13 protein-coding genes and 4 pseudogenes are annotated in these 18,243 nt (G+C 65.9%); 4 read left to right on the top strand and 13 right to left on the bottom strand.

The genetic code is table 11. The features are described 5' to 3' along the window. The 13 genes and pseudogenes from AR540_RS08145 to AR540_RS08095 form a co-directional block, all read right to left on the bottom strand. Window positions 1-804, bottom strand: coding sequence for a CheR family methyltransferase (locus tag AR540_RS08145; protein ID WP_059227702.1), 804 nt, complete (start codon window positions 802-804; stop codon window positions 1-3). 11 nt (window positions 805-815) lie between these two features. Beyond that, window positions 816-1,298 (bottom strand): chemotaxis protein CheW, encoded by a 483-nt coding sequence (locus AR540_RS08140; protein WP_059227699.1) that lies wholly within the window; start codon window positions 1,296-1,298, stop codon window positions 816-818. After that, window positions 1,298-2,950: a methyl-accepting chemotaxis protein gene (locus AR540_RS08135; protein WP_059227696.1), complete on the bottom strand. Its 1,653-nt coding sequence runs from the start codon at window positions 2,948-2,950 to the stop codon at window positions 1,298-1,300. The genes AR540_RS08140 and AR540_RS08135 overlap by 1 nt, the downstream gene beginning before the upstream one ends. A 68-nt stretch (window positions 2,951-3,018) precedes the next feature. Next, complete coding sequence (locus AR540_RS08130; protein WP_059227694.1) at window positions 3,019-3,537, bottom strand: chemotaxis protein CheW; 519 nt, start codon at window positions 3,535-3,537, stop codon at window positions 3,019-3,021. Window positions 3,538-3,543: 6 nt separating this feature from the next. After that, window positions 3,544-4,143: pseudogene (locus tag AR540_RS26425) on the bottom strand (methyl-accepting chemotaxis protein); the annotation flags it as partial. 276 nt (window positions 4,144-4,419) lie between these two features. Continuing rightward, window positions 4,420-5,709: pseudogene (locus AR540_RS26420) on the bottom strand (MCP four helix bundle domain-containing protein); the annotation flags it as partial. Window positions 5,710-5,756: 47 nt separating this feature from the next. Further along, window positions 5,757-6,617, bottom strand: a pseudogene (locus AR540_RS26415) (methyl-accepting chemotaxis protein); the annotation flags it as partial. A gap of 57 nt (window positions 6,618-6,674) precedes the next feature. Beyond that, a pseudogene (locus tag AR540_RS26410) lies at window positions 6,675-8,198 on the bottom strand (MCP four helix bundle domain-containing protein); the annotation flags it as partial. Between the two features lie 13 nt (window positions 8,199-8,211). Continuing rightward, a complete protein-coding gene (locus tag AR540_RS08115; protein ID WP_059227688.1) occupies window positions 8,212-10,383 on the bottom strand; it encodes a chemotaxis protein CheA in 2,172 nt (723 codons plus the stop codon). Further along, window positions 10,380-10,685 carry an STAS domain-containing protein gene (locus AR540_RS08110; RefSeq protein WP_059227687.1) on the bottom strand — a complete coding sequence of 102 codons (306 nt, stop codon included), beginning with the start codon at window positions 10,683-10,685 and terminating at the stop codon, window positions 10,380-10,382. Before AR540_RS08110 ends, AR540_RS08115 begins: the two co-directional genes overlap by 4 nt. Before the next feature lie 19 nt (window positions 10,686-10,704). Beyond that, the gene (locus AR540_RS08105; RefSeq protein WP_059227685.1) at window positions 10,705-11,076 is read right to left on the bottom strand and encodes a response regulator; all 372 of its coding nucleotides are present in this window, start codon (window positions 11,074-11,076) and stop codon (window positions 10,705-10,707) included. 14 nt (window positions 11,077-11,090) lie between these two features. After that, complete coding sequence (locus AR540_RS26005; protein ID WP_236712028.1) at window positions 11,091-11,837, bottom strand: methyl-accepting chemotaxis protein; 747 nt, start codon at window positions 11,835-11,837, stop codon at window positions 11,091-11,093. Window positions 11,838-12,392: 555 nt separating this feature from the next. Continuing rightward, a complete protein-coding gene (locus AR540_RS08095; RefSeq protein WP_059227682.1) occupies window positions 12,393-13,160 on the bottom strand; it encodes a GntR family transcriptional regulator in 768 nt (255 codons plus the stop codon). 220 nt (window positions 13,161-13,380) lie between these two features. On the opposite strand from AR540_RS08095, the gene AR540_RS08090 reads away from it, so the two are divergent. From AR540_RS08090 to AR540_RS08075, 4 genes are all read left to right on the top strand, one after another. After that, complete coding sequence (locus AR540_RS08090) at window positions 13,381-15,075, top strand: lactate permease LctP family transporter (RefSeq protein ID WP_059227679.1); 1,695 nt, start codon at window positions 13,381-13,383, stop codon at window positions 15,073-15,075. A 73-nt stretch (window positions 15,076-15,148) separates the two neighbouring features. Then, window positions 15,149-15,985, top strand: a complete 837-nt coding sequence (locus AR540_RS08085; RefSeq protein WP_059227678.1) for a (Fe-S)-binding protein — start codon at window positions 15,149-15,151, stop codon at window positions 15,983-15,985. Then, on the top strand, window positions 15,982-17,436 hold the full coding sequence (locus AR540_RS08080) for a LutB/LldF family L-lactate oxidation iron-sulfur protein (RefSeq protein WP_059227676.1): 1,455 nt from the start codon (window positions 15,982-15,984) through the stop codon (window positions 17,434-17,436). The genes AR540_RS08085 and AR540_RS08080 overlap by 4 nt, the downstream gene beginning before the upstream one ends. Beyond that, entirely contained in the window at window positions 17,433-18,101 is a 669-nt protein-coding gene (locus tag AR540_RS08075) for a LutC/YkgG family protein (protein WP_059227674.1), read from the top strand. The genes AR540_RS08080 and AR540_RS08075 overlap by 4 nt, the downstream gene beginning before the upstream one ends. Window positions 18,102-18,243 lie beyond the last annotated feature (142 nt).

The raw sequence follows: 18,243 nt of genomic DNA, 5'->3' as shown, positions 1-18,243 counted from the left end.
TCAGACCGGTCGCTGGTAGATGGAAGGACTGACCATTTTCAAGGCATCGGTTACACCATTCAGACTTTCCGAATGGCTGATGAAGAAGTATCCCCCGGGTCGCAGCGTCCGTACCAGCCGCTCCACCACCTGGCGCTTGGTGGGGATGTCGAAATAGATCATGACGTTGCGCAGGAAGATGATGTCGAAGGTGCCCAGCTCGGGTAGCGAGTTGTTGAGGTTGATCTGCCGGAAGGAAATTCGCGAGGCAAGGCGCGGGTCCACGAGGAAGGTTCCTTCGTTTTCCCCAACGCCCTTGAAGCAATGGCGACGGAGCAGCGCCGGTGGAATGCCTTCGGCTTCCGTCAGCGGATACTGCCCCTTGCGTGCCGTGGCCAGCACCCGGGTGCTGAGGTCGGACGCGAGAATTTCCCAGGGCCGCTCGCCCAGTCCTTCGGCCAGGGTCATGGCCAGCGTATAGGGCTCCTCGCCCGAGGAACAGGCACCGCTCCAGAGCCGCAGCGGTTGCCGGCGGTCCCAGTTCGGCAGCACCTTCTCACGCAGGAAGTCGAAGTGCTTGGGTTCGCGAAAGAAGTAGGTCTCGTTGGTTGTCAGCAGGTCCACGGCCATCTGGCATTCCGCCTGGTCGCGCTGGATCAGCTGGAAGTAGGCGTCGTAGCTCGGCGTGCCTCGCTGGCGCACCCGCTTGGCGAGACGACCGCTCACCAGCGGGCGCTTGGCATCGGACATGCTGATGCCGGCGACCTTGAAGATGAAGCTGCGGAATTGCCGGAATTCGCTGTCACTGAGGGCGGGAAGGTCCATCTCGTCCTCGCTCAGGCGGCGGACATGTCGGCGAGCCGGGCGAGGTCGTCTTCACCCAGGACACGATCCATGTCGAGCAGGATGATGAAGCCCGCATCCTGCTTGGCCATACCCAGGATGAAGTCGGTACGGATCGTGGCGCCGAAGCGGGGCGCCGGCTCAACGACCTCGGCGGCCAGTTCGAGCACCTCGCACACGGCGTCGACCACGATACCGAACACCTGGGAGCGCTCGCCGACCTGGATCTCCAGGACCACGATGCAGCTGCGACGGGAGGTCTCGGTCAATCGCTGGTGGAAGCGCATGCCAAGGTCCACCACCGGGACGGCGGCGCCGCGCAGGTTGATGACGCCGCGCATCGCCGGCGGCAGCATGGGCACCGCCGTGACGGCGCCGTACTCGATGATCTCCCGGACGCAACCGGTGGGTACGCCATAGAGATCGCCAGCCAGCTGGAAGGTCAGGAATTGCCGGGACAGCTCAAGAGTGGTCATCAGGCATGCTCCTCGAAACGAACGAAGCCGTCCGGTGCGGTCGCACCGCGCGACGCCTTGCGCGGGCGCGACGAGGTATGCTCGACCGCCGCCAGCGCGGCTTTCTTGAGGGTACGACGAGGTCCCGCCGAGCTGGTCGTGGCGGCGTCGCTCAGGGTGAAGTATTCCATCAGCTGCTGCAGCTGCTCGGCCTGGCCGCTCATCTCCTCGGAGGTAGCCGCCAGCTCTTCGGAAGCCGAGGCGTTCTGCTGGGTGATCTGGCTCAGCTGCATCATGGCGCTGTTGATCTGCTCCACCCCGGCGGTCTGCTCTTCGGAGGCCGCGGTGATTTCCTGGACCAGGTCAGAGGTCTTGTTGATGGAGGGGACCATCTCGTCGAGCAGGGACCCGGCGCGCTCGGCCAGCGCCACGCTGCTCTTGGCCACCGTGCCGATCTCCTGGGCCGCCACCTGGCTGCGCTCGGCCAGCTTGCGCACCTCGGCAGCCACCACCGCGAAGCCCTTGCCGTGCTCGCCGGCGCGGGCCGCCTCGATGGCCGCGTTCAGCGCCAGCAGGTTGGTCTGGTAGGCGATGTCGTCGACGATGCCGATCTTGTCGGCGATGGTCTTCATGGCCACCAGGGTGTCCCGCACCGACTGACCACCCTCGACCGCCTCGCGGGCGGCCTTGCCGGCCATGCCGTCGGTGACCTTGGCGTTCTCGGTGTTCTGGGCGATGGAGGCCGACATCTGCTCGATGCTGGCGCTGGTTTCCTCGACCGACGCCGCCTGCTCGGTGCTGGCCTGGCTCATGCTCTGGGCGGTGGCGGAGACTTCCTCGGAAGCGCTGGCCAGGCCGTCGGCCGAGCTGCGTACGTCGCTGATGATCTGCGCCAGGGTCGTGGTCATGGTGCGGACCGAGGCCAGCATGCTGGTGGTGTCGCCTTCGCGGGTAATCACTTCGACGGTCAGGTCGCCCTTGGCGACGCGCTGCACCACCTCGGCGGCGTAGGCCGGCTCGCCACCCAGCTGGCGAATCAGGCTGCGGGTGATCAGGTAGCCGAGCAGGATGGAAACGAGCACGGCGACGGCGCCAATGACGATCATCATGTTGCGGGCGGACAGGTAGGCGGCGGTGGCGGCATCGCCCGCCTCGTCCATGCGCTGGGCCTGGAGGTCGTTCAGCGCATTGAGTGCAGTCACCAACTCGTTGTTGTTGGGCGCGAACACGTTCAGCAGGTAGTCCCGCGCGGCACCGCGATCGACGTCCAGCAGGCGGAAGAGCTCGGCATATTTACCCTGTAAACGCTCGCGTGCATCGGTGGCCGCGGCCAACTTCTGCTTGCCTTCATCGCTGGCGATCTTCTTCTGCAGATCGGCCAGGATGTCGGCGTTGGCTGCGCGCAGCTTGGCGATGTCGCCCATCGTCTTGACCTTGAACGGCTCGTCTTCCACCAGCAGCAGGTTACGTACGAGACGGCCAGCATCCAGGGTATTGCGCACCAGGGTGTTGGCCTGGACCGTCATGGGGAAGCGAAATTCGGCCATGTTGTCGGCCGAATCCTTCATCGTGATCATGTTCAGGAGCGCGACCCCCATGACCAGCAGCAGCATGAAGATGGCTACGCCGAAACCGACTGCCAGCTTGGTAGAGACGCGAAGATTGTTGAGCATAGGTTAAGCGCCTCCGGCGCCGGGTCCAACTGAATCGAGAGGCACCACGGCGGGCGCCCATTGTTATTTTAGGGGATGAGACCAGGGGTCAAGCCCTGGGCAACAGTCGCCAACTCCGTGACATCCAGTACCCGTTGTACATCGAGCACGATCAGGAAGCCCTCGCCCAGCTTGACCATGCCGGCGATGAAGTGGGGTTCCAGACGGCTGCCGAAGGCCGGCGCCGGACGGATCTGCGTCGGCTCGATTTCCAAGACCTCGCTCACCGCGTCCACCACCACACCCAGCACCTGGGTGTCTTCGGCATCGACCACCTCGAGGATGACGATGCAGGTCCGGGGACCGACACGGGTCGGCGTCCCGCCGAAGCGTGCCTCCAGGTCGATGACGGGCACCACGGCGCCACGCAGGTTGATCACGCCGCGGATGCACGGCGGCATCAGCGGCACCTGGGTCAGTTGGCCGAATTCGAGGATCTCGCGTACCACCAGGGTGTCCACGGCGTAGGTTTCACCGGCCACCACGAAGGTCAGGTGCTGGTGCCCCAGGGTATCCTGGGCGATGTCTTCAAGGGTCAAGGCGGTCATGCTCTATTACTCCGGGAAGCGGACGTAACCGTCCGGCGTAGCGCCAGCGGCAACCTTGGGACGCCGCACCGGCTGGGCGGCCCGGGCCGGACGTACCTGTTCGATGGCGCGCTCGAGGTCCTGGACGGCACGGCCCTCTCCGGTATGGAAGAAGCCCATCAGGCGTTGCAGTTGTTCGGCCTGGCCGCTCATTTCCTCGGCGGTGGCTGCCAGTTCCTCGGAGGCCGAGGCGTTCTGCTGGGTGATCTGGCTCAGTTGCATCATGGCGCTGTTGATCTGCTCTACTCCGCTACTCTGTTCTTCGGACGCGGAGGCGATTTCTTGCACCAGATCAGAGGTCTTGCTGATGGACGGTACGATTTCGTCGAGCAGTGACCCGGCGCGCTCGGCCAGCGCCACGCTGCTCTTGGCCACGGTGCCGATCTCCTGGGCCGCCACCTGGCTGCGCTCGGCCAGTTTGCGCACCTCGGCGGCCACCACCGCGAAGCCCTTGCCATGCTCGCCGGCACGCGCGGCTTCGATGGCCGCGTTCAGCGCCAGCAGGTTGGTCTGGTAGGCGATGTCGTCGACGATGCCGATCTTGTCGGCGATGGTCTTCATGGCCACCAGGGTATCGCTCACTGCCTGGCCACCCTCGCCCGCCTCGCGCGCGGCCTTGCCGGCCATGCCATCGGTCACCTTGGCGTTCTCGGTGTTCTGGGCGATGGACGCCGACATCTGCTCGACACTGGCGCTGGTCTCTTCGACCGACGCCGCCTGCTCGGTGCTGGCCTGGCTCATGCTCTGGGCGGTGGCGGAAATCTCTTCCGAGGCACTGGCCAGGGCATCCGCCGACAGGCGCACATCGCCGATGATCTGGCTCAGCTTGCCGACGGTGCCATTGACGGAGTTCTTCAGCTCCAGCAGTTGGCCCTGGTAGTCGCCGTTCACGGTGCGGCTCAGGTCGCCCTGGGCCAGGCCGGACATGACGCCCATGGCCTCGTTGACCGGTGCCACGATAGCGTCGAGGGTGCCGTTGATGCCGGCGACGATGCGGCGGAAATCGCCCTGGTGGGCGCTGGCATCGGCGCGGGTGTCCAGGCGACCGGCCATGGCGGCCTGGCTCAGCTGGTTGGCGTCCTCGACCAGGCGCTGGATGTTGCTGCGCACCTGTTCGAGGTTGTCGTTGATCACCGCCTTCTGGCCGGGGAAACGCTCCAGGGTGACCGACAGATCGCCCTCGCCAAAGCTCTTCACGCAGGCCATGGCCTTGCGCGAGTCGTCCAGGTGGCCGGCGACCATGGCGTTGACGCCTTCGGCCATGCTGCGGAAGGTGCCCTGGAAGCGCTCCGCCGGAATACGGACATCGGTGTCACCGCGGTCATGGGCGTTGGCCACCGTGGTCATTTCCGCCACCAGCCCGCGCAGGGTATCGACCATGTTCTGCATGGCCGCCATCAGGCTGGTCCTGTCGCCGGCGCGCAGCTTGAGGTCATCCGGTAGATCGCCCGCGGACACGCGAGCGGCGACCGCTGCCACCGTGGCCGGCTCGCCGCCCAGTTGGCGCAGCAGGTTGCGGGTAATGAAGAAGCCCAGCAGACCAATTGCCAGCAGGGTGGCCGCGGCAATGATCATCGCCAGCCAGGTCGCCTGGCTCTTGGTCTTCACCGCCAGTTGCACCCCTTGCTGGGCGAGGCCCTGGTTGTAGGCGACATGGGCGTCGATGGCGCTGTTGACGGCATTGAGCACCTGCATCTGGCTACGTATCAGCGCCTGGGCCTCGTCGTTGCGATTCTGCCGCGACAGGGCCACCACCTGCTGGCCGAGCGTAAAGAGGGCGTTGACGGCGGTGCGGTCGGTCGCCAGCAAGGCGCGATCGCGATCGTCCGAAAGCAAGGTTTCGTACTTGGTCAGGCTCTGCTCCAGGCGCTGCTTGGCGTCGGCGATGTCCTGCTCGACCTCGGTCATCCGCTGCTCATCGGTCGAGAGCACGTGGCGGTAGATGCCAGCGACATAGTCGGAGCGGCTGTCATTGATCTCGCCAAGTGCCTTCAGGCTGGGCACCGTGTTGTCGTTGCCATAGTTGGCCGCGTCGAAGACCTGCTCGATCTCGTATTGTCCGACCCCCGCCAGCAGCAGGACGCCCAACAGCGCGGAAAGGACCAACAACAGCATTTTCTTGATTACAGTCATGTGGCGATCTCGAGGAGGCCGCGCGGGCGCAGCCGGAGGTCAAAAATTCAGGAGCTGAACGCGGTGTAGCCGTCCGGGATATGGGTTTGGGCGCCATTGCGCCGCATCTGGCCCGCCGACAAGGTCGGTTTGGACCGGGCAGCCCCGAGGGCACGATCCAGGTCCTGTCCCACACGGCTCTCGCCGGCATGGAAGAAGCCCATCAGCCGTTGCAGTTGTTCGGCCTGGCCGCTCATTTCCTCGGCGGTGGCCGCCAGTTCCTCGGAGGCCGAGGCGTTCTGCTGGGTGATCTGATTCAGTTGCAGCATGGCCTGGTTGATCTGGCTGGCGCCGCTGCTCTGCTCTTCGCTGGCCGCGGCAATTTCCTGCACCAGCTCCGAGGTCTTGCCGATGGAGGGCACGATCTGGTCCAGCAGGGTGCCGGCGCGCTCGGCCAGGGCCACACTGCCCTTGGCCACGGTGCCGATCTCCTGGGCCGCCACCTGGCTGCGTTCGGCCAGTTTGCGCACCTCGGCGGCCACCACCGCGAAGCCCTTGCCGTGCTCGCCGGCACGCGCCGCTTCGATGGCCGCGTTCAGCGCCAGCAGGTTGGTCTGGTAGGCGATGTCGTCGACGATGCCGATCTTGTCGGCGATGGTCTTCATGGCCACCAGGGTATCGCCCACTGCCTGGCCACCCTCGCCCGCCTCGCGCGCGGCCTTGCCGGCCATGCCATCGGTCACCTTGGCGTTCTCGGTGTTCTGGGCGATGGAGGCCGACATCTGCTCGATGCTGGAGGAGGTCTCCTCCACCGACGCCGCCTGCTCGGTGGTGGCCTGGCTCATGCTCTGGGCCGTGGCGGAGATTTGCTCGGCGGCACTGGCCAGGGCATCGGCCGACAGCCGCACGTCACCGATGATCTGGTTCAGCTTGCCGACGGTGCCATTGACGGAGTTCTTCAGCTCCAGCAGTTGACCCTGGTAGTCGCCGTCCACGGTACGGCTCAGGTCACCCTGGGCCAGGCCGGACATGACACCCATGGCCTCGTTGACCGGTGCCACGATGGCGTCCAGGGTGCCATTGATACCGATGACGATCCGGCGGAAGTCGCCCTGGTGGGCGCTGGCATCGGCGCGGGTGTCCAGGCGGCCGGCAATGGCCGCTTCGCTCAGGTGCTGAGCATCGTCGATCAGCCGTTGGATGTTGATCCGCACCTGCTCGATGTTGTCGTTGATGAAGGCCTTCTTGCCGGGGAAGCGCTCCAGCGGCGCCGAAAGATCACCCTCGCCGAAGCTCTTCACGCAGGCCATGGCCTTGGCCGAATCGCTCAGGTGGCCGGCGACCATGGCGTTGACGCCTTCGGCCATGCTGCGGAAGGTGCCCTGGAAGCGCTCCACCGGAATGCGGGCATCGGTCTCGCCGCGGTCGTGGGCCTCGGAGAGCAGAGTCATCTCCACCACCAGGGTCTGGATGTTGCCCCGTACCTGCTCGAGGTTGTCGTTGATCACCGCCTTCTGGCCGGGGAAACGCTCCAGGGTGACCGACAGATCGCCCTCGCCGAAGCTCTTCACGCAGGCCATGGCCTTGGCCGAATCGCTCAGGTGGCCGGCGACCATGGCGTTGACGCCCTCGGCCATGTTGCGGAAGGTGCCCTGGAAGTTCTCCACCTGGATGCGCGCATCGGTTTCGCCACGATCATGCTCGGTGGACATCCGCGACATCTCTGCCACCAGCCCGCGCAGGGTCACCACCATGCGCTGCATGGCGGCCATCAGGCTGGAATCGTCACCTTGCCGCAGCTTCAGGTCGTCGGGCAGATCGCCCGCCGCCACCCGGGTGGCGACCGCGGCAACGGCGGTCGGTTCGCCACCCAGTTGACGCAGCAGGTTGCGGGTGATGAAGAAACCCAGCAGACCGATACCCAGGAGCGTCGCCAGGGCGATGCCGATGGACAGCAGCGTGGCCTGATCGCGGGTTTTTTCGGCCAGTTGCGCCTGCTCGTTGCCAATCTTCTGGTTGTAGAGACGGTGGGCATCCAGCGCGTTGCCGACCTGATCGACGACGTCGCGCCGCTCGCCAAGAATACGCTTGACCTCCTCGTCCTGGCTGGCTCGAGACAGCGGCAGGATGGTGGCGGCCAGCTTGTTGAGCTCGTCGATGGCCCGCTGATCGTCCTGCAGAAGCGCGCGATCCGTATCATCTGCGATCCACGACGCCTCGTAGGTCTTGAGGCTTTCCGCGGTCAGGTGCTGGGCTTCTGCCAGCTCCTTTTCTGCGGCTGCGGTGGCCGCTTCGCCATCGGCGGCCAGGTGACGATACATGCCGGTGATGATGTCCGCCGAATGAGCGTCGATGGCATCGATGGAGAGGATCGAGGGTACCGCGCTTTCGTTGCCGAAGTTGGCCCGCTCATAGACCGTGCCCAGTTGCAGATAACCCAGTCCGGCCAGCAGGACGATACCCAGCAAGGCCGAAACCACCAGCAACGCCATTTTCTTACTTACGGTCATGGTAGAGGTCCTTTCAGGAAAGTGCGGCCGCTGCGGCGGCGCGGGAGGTACCCTGGGAGACCTGGCCGATCAGCCCGGGAACGCTCAGGATCAGGGCCACGGCACCGCTGCCGAGGATGGTGAAGCCACCGAGGCTCCGGTTGTGGCCGAACAGCGGCCCCAGGGGTTTGATGACGGTCTGGAATTCGCCGAGCAACTGGTCCACCACCAGGCCGGCGCGGCGACCGGCGTAGTTCACCACCACCACATTCTGGCGCCGCGGCGGTGCCTGCTCGACGGCGAACAGCTGGCGCAGGCGCAATACCGGGAGGACCTCGCCACGCAGGTCGAGGTAATCGTTGCCGCGGCCCTGGGCACCCGTGGCGTCGGTGAGTTCGATGCACTCCTCCACCGCATCCAGGGGCACCACGTAGGTGGCATTGCCGACACCGATGAGGAAGCCATCGATGATCGCCAGGGTCAGCGGCAGGCGGATGGTGACGGTGGTCCCCCGACCTTCCTCGCTGGTGAGATCGACGCTGCCGCGCAGGGCGGTGATGTTGCGCTTGACCACGTCCATGCCAACGCCACGGCCGGACAGGTTGCTGATCTGCTCGGCGGTGGAGAAGCCGGGCTCGAAGATGAGGTTGAAGATATCGCGGTCCGCCAGCACCTGGCCCTCGGCGATCAGGCCACGCTCGGTGGCCTTGCGCAGGATGCGCTCGCGGGACAGACCGCCACCGTCGTCGGTGACTTCGATGACGATGCTGCTCGACTCGTGATAGGCGTTCAGGCCCACGGTGCCCTGGGCCGGTTTGCCGCGCGCCAGGCGCAACTCGGCGGATTCGATGCCGTGGTCCATGGCGTTGCGGATCAGGTGGGTCAGCGGATCGCCGATCTTCTCCACCACGGTCTTGTCCAGTTCGGTGTCGCCGCCGCTGATACGCAGGGCGATGTCCTTACCGATCTCCTTGGAGACGTCGCGCACCACTCGCTGGAAGCGGTTGAAGGTGGTGCCGATCTGGACCATGCGCAGGGTCAGGGCGGTGTCTCGTACCTCCTCGACCAGCCGCGACAGCACGCCGGTGGATTCCACCAGTTCGGCCAGGCCGCTCTGCTGGGCGATGAGCTGGGTGCCGGCACCAGCGATGATGAGCTCGCCGATCAGATCGATGAGCTGGTCGAGCTTGGTCGCATCGATGCGGATCAGTTGGCCATCGCCCGCGGGCGCATTGCGCTGTTCCTTGACCTTGCGCTGCTTGTCCAGCGCTGCGTCCACCACCGGGGGGTTGACCAGATTGGCCTCCACCAGCACCTCGCCGATGGGCTGCCGGGGCAGCGCCGGATCGGCCTGGCGGCGCAGCACCTCGTCCAGCTCGTGGGCGGTCAGGGTGCCGCAACGCACCAGGATCTCGCCCAGGCGCAGGTCTTCCTCGGGCAGCTCTTCGATCAGCTTGCAATAATCGCTGCTGCGGCTGTGCGGCGGCAGGATGCGAATGTCACTGTCTTCGCGGACGAACTCGAAGGCGCCTTCGATGGTTTCCTTGTCGGCGTCGCTGTCGAAGGCCACTTCGAAGCCCAGGTAGCAGGTCTCCGGGTCCATCTCGGCGGCGGCCGGGATGGCGTCGGTCAGGGTGACGATGTTGACGATGCGCCCGAAGCTGTTGAGGTAGCGGACGAAGGCCAGGGGGTCCATGCCGTTACGCAGCATGTCCGGCCCGAAGCGCAGCGACAGGTGCCAGTGGCCGGCGGCGACACCGTCGGTGGCGAGGATGGGCGCGCGGGTCGCAACGGCCGGGCCGCTGGCCTTAGCGCTCGGGGTGAGGTAGTGCTCCAGCCGCTGCACCAGGGCCGCGCCCGCAGCCTGGAAGTCGGCTTCGGGAGCGCTGCCGGAGTCCACCAGGGCGATCAGGCCGTTGAGGTGATCGCAGACTTCCAGGAACAGGGCGGACAGGGTTTCGTCGAAGGCCAGCTCGCCACCGCGGATGCGGTCGAGCACGCTCTCGGCGACATGGGTGAAGGCGACGACATGGTCCAGGCCGAACAGCCCCGCCGAGCCCTTGATGGTGTGGGCCGCGCGGAAGATGGCATTGATCAGCTCCATGTCTTCCGGCGCCTGCTCGATCTGCAGCAGGGCCGCCTCCATCTGCACCAGCAGTTCCTCGCTCTCGGCGATGAAGGTCTTGAGAATCTCGTCCATGTTCATGCGGCCACCTCCTGGGTCGGGATGGGCATGAAGAATTCGGTGAGACCCGCCAACTCCAGCAATTCGGTGATCGCCGGGCTGGGGTCGACCAGTTCCAGAGCGCCGCCCAGGCTGCGTGCTTCGCGCTGGGCCAGCAGGAGCAGCTGCAAGCCAGCCGAATCGAACTCGTCGACCTCGGCCAGCTCAAGTGCCAGGGTAACGCCGGCCGCCAGGGGCTCCATCAGCAGCGGCTTGCTGTCCGCCGCGGTGTAGATGGTCAGGGGCCCGGAGAGGGGTAAGCGAGTGCGAACGACGTCGTTCATGGGCAGCCTCCGCGGGCTATCAGGGCATGATCAGTTTGGAGACCGCCGCCAGCATCTGTGCTGGCTGGAACGGCTTGACCATCCAAGCCTTGGCCCCGGCGGCCTGGCCGGCGGCCTTCTTGGTGGCGTCGGATTCGGTGGTCAGCATGATCACCGGGGTGAACTTGTAGGCCGGCAGCTTCTTGGCCGCGGTGACGAAGGTGATGCCATCCATGTTGGGCATGTTCACGTCGCTGATGATCAGGTGGATCTTGCGGCCATCCAGCTTGGTGAGGGCGTCGCGGCCGTCACAGCCTTCGATGACGTCATAACCGGCGCCCTTGAGGGTCATGGCGACCACCTGGCGGATGGAGATGGAGTCGTCGACGATCAGAATGGTTTTGTTGCTCATGGCAGAACGTCCTGTCAGAAGAAGGTGATATCGGATTCGGCGGGGGCGGCAGCACGTTTGCCGTGGTGTACGGCGACCTGCTCGGCCATGGTGTAGGTGCGGGCCAGCTCGGCGAGCCAGGCCTTGGTATCCAAGGGGGGCAGCGCCTGACCGCTGGCCGCCAGGGCGCGTCGCTCGGCGACCAAGCGCTCGAGGCGAGCCTGGTCGTCACGCACGTGACCGAGCATCTGGCTGACCCGATCCTGGAACTGCAGGGCGACCAGTACCTCGGCGATGGCGCCGCCGACGGCCGAGGCGTTTTCCGCCAGGGCATCGCTGCGCTCGACCACCTCGCGGGTGGTGCCCCCAAAAGCCCCGATGACCTGCTCGATAGTCTCGCCGGACTGGTTCAGGGTGCCGGTATCGCGTTCAGCGTGGCGCTGCGACAGCTCCAGGGTGCGCGCGATGGCGCCGTTGACGGTTTCCACGGTCTCGCCGATCTTCTGGCCGGTATCGCCGGACAGGGTGGAGAGCTTGCGCACCTCGTCGGCGACCACGGCGAAGCCGCGACCGGCCTCACCGGCGCGCGCCGCTTCGATGGCGGCGTTGAGCGCCAACAGGTTGGTCTGGCGCGCCACGTCGCCGACGTCCTTGGCCATGCTCTTGAGCTGCTCGGTGAGCGAGGCCAGGCCGTTGACCTCGTTGAGCAGTGCGCCTTTGCTGGAGAGCGCTTCGCGCAAGGACTGCAGGATGCCGTCCAGCTGGTTCTGACTGGCGGCCATCAGGTTCACCAGGCGATCGCCGCCGCCCTGGTCGTTGCCCGCCACGTTCTCGATGCGGCCGGCCAGCTCGGCGAAGCGGCTGGTCAGGCTGACGATTTCCTGTTCGGTGTGAGCGCGCGCGGCCTCGATCTGTTCGGACCACACGGGAAGGACGGCGACACACAGATTCTCCAGGGCCTCGTCGCGCGCCAGGCTGAGTTCCTGGCCTGCGGCCTGGGCAGCCTCCAGCTCAGCCTGCAGGGTGGCGGCGCGCCGGTGTTGCCAGACGGCCGCTCCTGCCGCGAGGGCGACCTGGACGCCGCCGAGGGTAAGGGTCGTGGTAGAGAGACCGGCGACGCCGAAAAGCGAGCACACCGACGTTGCACCCAGAATGACTGGCGTCAGTAGGAAGGGAGGAACTATGATGTCTGATCTATGTATGGCCACTGTCAAGTACCGGTCTAGACGCGCAAAAGCGAGGTAGTGTGACCGGGTTATCACGGCTTGACGGCAAAAACTTTAGGACACCACGAAAATAAATTAGCGATATCAAAACGATATTGTTTCTAATTGATTCTAAAACTCATCGCGGCGCCTAGCGCGTGCCAACCGATGAGCCACCGCGCCCGCCTCCACCAGTACTTCCTGCACATAGGCAAGATGCCGATTGGCCGCCTCCCGTGCCGCCTCGGCGCGTCCATCGACGATGGCTGCGTAGAGCGCCCGATGCTGTTCCAGCAACCGCTCGCGGGTTTCGCCACGCTGGGCGTGCATGCCACCGATATTGGTCACCATGTGGTGCCGGAGCAGCTCGAAGAGACTGCGGATACTGTGTAGATAGACGGCATTGTGACTGGCCTCGGCGATGGCCAGGTGAAAGGCCGCATCGGCCTCCCCTTCCTCTTCCCGACTGATGGTCTCGCGTCGGCGATAGCAGTCCTCCAGGCGTTCCCAGGCCAGCTTCAGCCGCGCCAGATCCGGTTCGGTGGCGCGCTGCGCGGCGTAATAGGCGCAGGCACTTTCCAGGGTATGGCGAAACTCCAGCAGATCACGCCGGGTCTCCTCGCGACTTTCCAGCAGCGGCAGCAGCGGATCGGTGAAGGCGCTGTTCAGCGCCTGTGTGACATAGGTGCCCCCGCCCTGCCGACTGATCAGCAGTCCGCGCGCCACCAGTTTCTGGATCGCTTCCCGCAGCGACGGTCGCGATACCCCGAAGCGCTCGGCCAGGGCACGTTCGGCCGGCAGGCGCTCGCCCGGCCGCAGTGATCCTTCGGCGATCAGCGCTTCCAGGTGCTTGACGATGTCGTCCGACAGACGACGTTGCTTGACCGGTTCGAAACCCATGAAAAACCTCGGGAAATCCGCAAAGCGGTAGAGGACGCTCGCCAGCTGGAAAAGCTGGCCGACGAAAGTCGCACGGCAAGTTGTTTGACAGCGGGAAAGACCCCGCTTAACGTGCGTGAAGTCGCCCTTGTAAATTGGTCTTACCAATTTTTGTCACAGGTCGCGATGCCGTGCAACCCCGTCCTGCCGCCTCCCTACAAAAACAATCAAGGAGCACCCGATGGAAACCTGGCAACAGCTCTATCTCCCCCTTGGCAGCCTGGGCCTTTCGGCCTTCGTCGCTGCCCTGCCGATCCTGTTCTTCTTCGTCGCCCTCGCCGCTCTCAGGCTCAAGGGGCACGTAGCAGGCGCCCTGACCCTGGCGATCGCCCTGGTCATCGCCTTGTTCGTCTACCACATGCCGGTGGACAAGGCTCTGGCTGCCGCTGGCTACGGTTTCCTCTATGGCCTCTGGCCCATCGCCTGGATCATCGTCACGGCGGTGTTCCTCTACAAGCTGACGGTCAAGTGCGGCCAGTTCGACATCATCCGCAGCTCGGTGCTGTCCATCACCGATGACCAGCGCCTGCAGGTGCTGCTGATCGGCTTCTGCTTCGGCGCCTTCCTGGAAGGAGCGGCAGGCTTCGGCGCACCGGTGGCCATCACCGCCGCGTTGCTGGTGGGGCTGGGCCACAATCCGTTGAAGGCGGCCGGGCTCTGCCTGATCGCCAACACCGCGCCGGTGGCCTTCGGTGCCCTGGGCATCCCGACCATCGTCGCCGGCCAGGTGACCGGCATCGACGCGTTCAAGATCGGCGCCATGACCGGTCGCCAGCTGCCGTTGCTCTCGCTGCTGGTGCCGCTGTGGCTGATGTTCATGATGGACGGCATGCGTGGCCTGCGGGAAACCTGGAAGCCGGCGCTGATCTGCGGCGGCACCTTCGCCGTATTCCAGTACCTGACTTCCAACTTCATCGGCCCGGAACTGCCCGACATCACCTCGTCGCTGGCCGCCATGATCGCCCTCACCAGCTACCTCAAGCTGCGCCAGCCGCAGCAGGCCACCGCGGGCGCCACTGCCGTGGTCAGTGGCGGCGGTGCCGCCATGCTGGGTGGCGGGACCGGCTTCGGCAGCGGCGGTCGGCTGCCGCCGGAGCATTCCCTGGGTACCGTGATCAAGGCCTGGTCGCCGTTCCTGATCCTGACCGTGGTCGTCACGATCTGGACCACCAAGGCCTTCAAGGCGCTGTTCGCCACCGGCGGTGCCCTCTATGCCCTGGTGATCAACGTACCGGTGCCCTACCTGGACAAGCTGGTGCTCAAGGTGGCGCCCATCGTGGCCACCCCGACGCCCATGCCGGCGGTCTACAAGCTCGACCTGCTGTCCGCCTCAGGCACCGCCATCCTGCTCTCGGCGCTGATTTCCATGGCCATCTTCCGCATCAAGCCGTCGACCGGCTGGGCGGTGTTCAAGGAAACCCTGGTAGAGCTGCGCAAGCCGATCCTCTCCATCGGACTGGTGCTGGCCTTCGCCTTCGTCGTCAACTATTCGGGCATGTCCACCACCCTGGCCCTGCTGCTGGCCGGTACCGGCGCGCTGTTCCCCTTCTTCTCGCCGCTGCTGGGTTGGCTGGGGGTGTTCCTGACCGGTTCGGATACCTCGTCCAACGCCCTGTTCGGCTCGCTGCAGGCCACCACCGCACACCAGATCGGCGTCTCCGACACCCTGCTGGTGGCCGCCAACAGCTCCGGTGGCGTGACCGGCAAGATGATCTCGCCGCAGTCCATCGCCGTGGCCTGCGCCGCCACCGGCATGGTGGGCAAGGAATCCGACCTGTTCCGTTTCACCGTGCGCCACAGCATCGGCTTCGCCGTGCTGGTCGGGTTGATCACCCTGGCGCAGGCCTATGTGTTCACCGGCATGCTGGTGCACTGATCGTGCGATTCCCGGCGGCGGCTCCGGTCGCCGCCGGTTTTCTTCTAACCGGGCCAACCCGGAGTGACGCCTGATGAACGACCTCTTCCACAACGCCGCCCCCAACGCCGCCCCCAACACCACCCGCACCGCGCCACCCCTGGCGCCGCCGCGGATCTATCCGCAGCAGAAGCCGACCCAGGTCTATCTGTTCGGCACCTGCGTGGTGGACCTCTTCTATCCCGAAGCCGGCATGGACAGCATCCGCCTGCTGGAACGCGAAGGCATCCGCGTGCATTTCCCCCAGGCGCAGAGTTGCTGCGGCCAGCCCGCCTACACCTCGGGCTACACCGAGGAAGCCCGCGCCGTGGCCCGTACCCAGCTGGCGCTGTTCGCCGAGCCCTGGCCGGTGGTGGTGCCGTCCGGCTCCTGTGCCGGGATGCTGCGTCATCACTATGCCGAGCTGTTCGCCGACGAACCCGAGACCCTGCGTCAGGTACGGGATCTGGCCGAGCGCACCTACGAACTGGCGGAATTCCTGCTCCACGTCTGCCAGGTGGACTATCAGGATCGCGGCGCCCCGACCAAGGTGGCGCTGCACACCTCCTGCAGCGCCCGCCGCGAGATGCAGACCCACCTGCACGGCCGCGCCCTGCTCGGCCAGCTGCAGGCCGTGGAGCGCGTCGACCATGATCACGAGAGCGAATGCTGCGGTTTCGGCGGCACCTTCTCGGTGCGGATGCCGGACATTTCCGGCGCCATGGTGGCGGACAAGACCCGCGCCCTGCAGGACAGCGGCGCGGCCCAGGTAATCACCGCCGACTGCGGTTGCCTGATGAACATCAACGGCGCCCTGGAAAAGCAGCGCGCCGCCCTACGTGGCGAACACCTGGCGAGCTTTCTCTGGCGCCGTATCGGAGGTGCCGCATGAACGAGAGGCTGAAGATCCCCCTCACCGACGTCAGCGAGGCGCCCCCCTTCAAGACGCGGGCCCGCCAGGCCCTGGGCGACGACCAGCTCAGGCGCAACTTCCGCACCGCCATGGATTCGCTGATGACCAAGCGTCTGGCCAGCATGAGCGATGCCGACGAGCGCGAGCGGCTGCGCGAGCTGGGCAATCGCATCCGCGCCCGGGCGCTGTCCAAGTTGCCCGACCTGCTGGAACGCCTGGAGGCCAACCTGACGCGCAACGGCGTCCAGGTGCACTGGGCCGAGACCACGGCCGAGGCCAATGCCATCGTCCAGGGGATCGCCGAGCGCCATGCGGCCAAACTGCTGATCAAGGGCAAGTCCATGGTCAGCGAAGAGATGGACATGAACCACGTCCTCGGCGCCCAGGGCATCGACTGCCTGGAATCCGACATGGGCGAGTACATCATCCAGCTCGCCGGCGAGAAGCCGTCGCACATCATCATGCCGGCCATCCACCTCAACCGGCAGCAGGTGGGTACCCTCTTCCACGAGCACCTCGCCGAGCCCTACACCACCGACGTCGACGAACTCATCCAGACCGGTCGGCGAGTGCTGCGGCAGAAATTCTTCGAGGCTGACATCGGCATCTCCGGGGTCAACTTCGCGGTGGCCGAGACCGGCACCCTGCTGCTGGTGGAAAACGAGGGCAACGGGCGGATGTCCACCACGGTACCGCCGGTGCACATCGCCGTGACCGGTATCGAAAAGGTGGTGGAGAACCTGCGCGACGTGGTGCCGCTGCTGTCGCTGCTGACCCGTTCGGCCCTGGGCCAGCCGATCACCACCTACGTCAACCTGATCTCCGGGCCGCGCAAGGCCGAGGAGCTGGACGGACCGCGCGAGGTGCACCTGGTGCTGCTGGACAACGGCCGCAGCCAGGCCTTCGCCGACAGCGAATTGCGCCAGACCCTCAATTGCATCCGCTGCGGCGCCTGCATGAACCACTGCCCGGTCTATACCCGCATCGGCGGCCATGCCTATGGCGAGGTCTATCCCGGCCCCATCGGCGCCATCATCACCCCGCATCTGGTCGGCCTGGAGCGGGCGCCCGACCATCCCAGCGCCTCTTCGCTGTGCGGCGCCTGCGGAGAGGTCTGCCCGGTCAAGATCCCGATTCCGGCGCTCTTGCGGCGCCTGCGCGAAGAGAACGTCAAGGCGCCCAATGCCGAGCCGTACCTGCTGCGCGGCCAGGGCAGCAAGTTCTCCGCCCGGGAGCGCTGGACCTGGCATGCCTGGCAGAATCTCTACACCTCGCCGCTGCTCTATCGCGGCTTCAGCTACCTGGCCACCCGCTTCGGCCGCTTCACCCCCGGCCAGCTCGGCCCCTGGACGGAGCACCACAGCGCGCCCAGACCGGCAGCGCGCTCGCTGCATGAACTGGCCCGCGACCACCTGGAGAAACGCCCATGAGCGCCCGCGACAACATCCTCGCCAAGCTGCGCGGCAGTCTGCAGGGCACCCAGCCGCTGGCGGACACCTTCGACGAAGTCCTGGTGACCGAACCCTGGCGCTATCCGCCTGAAGAACGCGTCGCCCGCCTGCGCACCCTGATGGAGACGGTGCATACCGAAATCCACCTGACCACCGCGGCGGAATGGCCGGCGCTGGTCGAGCGCGTCCTCGCCGAACGGGGTCTGGATCAGCTATTGATCGCTCCCGGCACGGCCCACGGTGCGCGCCTGGTGGAGCGCTGGCAGGGCGACGGCCAGCCGCGCTGGAAGGCCTATGATCGCCCCGTAGAGGAGTGGAAGGCCGAACTGTTCAACGACACCCCGGCCAGCCTCACCGGCACCCTCGGCGCCCTGGCCGCCACCGGCAGTCTGGTGCTCTGGCCGGATCGCCAGGAACCGCGCCTGATGAGCCTGGTGCCCCCGCTGCACATCGCCCTGCTGCGGGCCAGCACCGTGGTGGACAACTTCTACGAGTTGCAGCAACAGCACCGCTGGCAGGACGGCATGCCGACCAACGCCCTGCTGATCTCGGGGCCGTCCAAGACCGCCGACATCGAGCAGGTGCTGGCCTATGGCGCCCACGGGCCCAAGGATCTGGTGGTGCTGATCGTCGAGGACGAGTGAAGCATCCGGCCGGGGGAGTCGGGATAGCCTGGCATTACCCTCGCGTGGAAAACGCTGCGCGGTTTTCCACCCTACGCCGTCAGGCTAGGCGTAGGGTGGACAACGGCGCAGCCTTGTCCACGAATTCGCCGATCTTCCGCGC

Origin of the sequence: Pseudomonas sp. EpS/L25 (genome assembly GCF_001512295.1) — a bacterium.
GTDB lineage: Bacteria > Pseudomonadota > Gammaproteobacteria > Pseudomonadales > Pseudomonadaceae > Chryseomonas.
The sequence above is the reverse complement of the archived record's forward strand: the minus strand, read 5'-3'. Positions and strand labels throughout refer to the sequence as shown.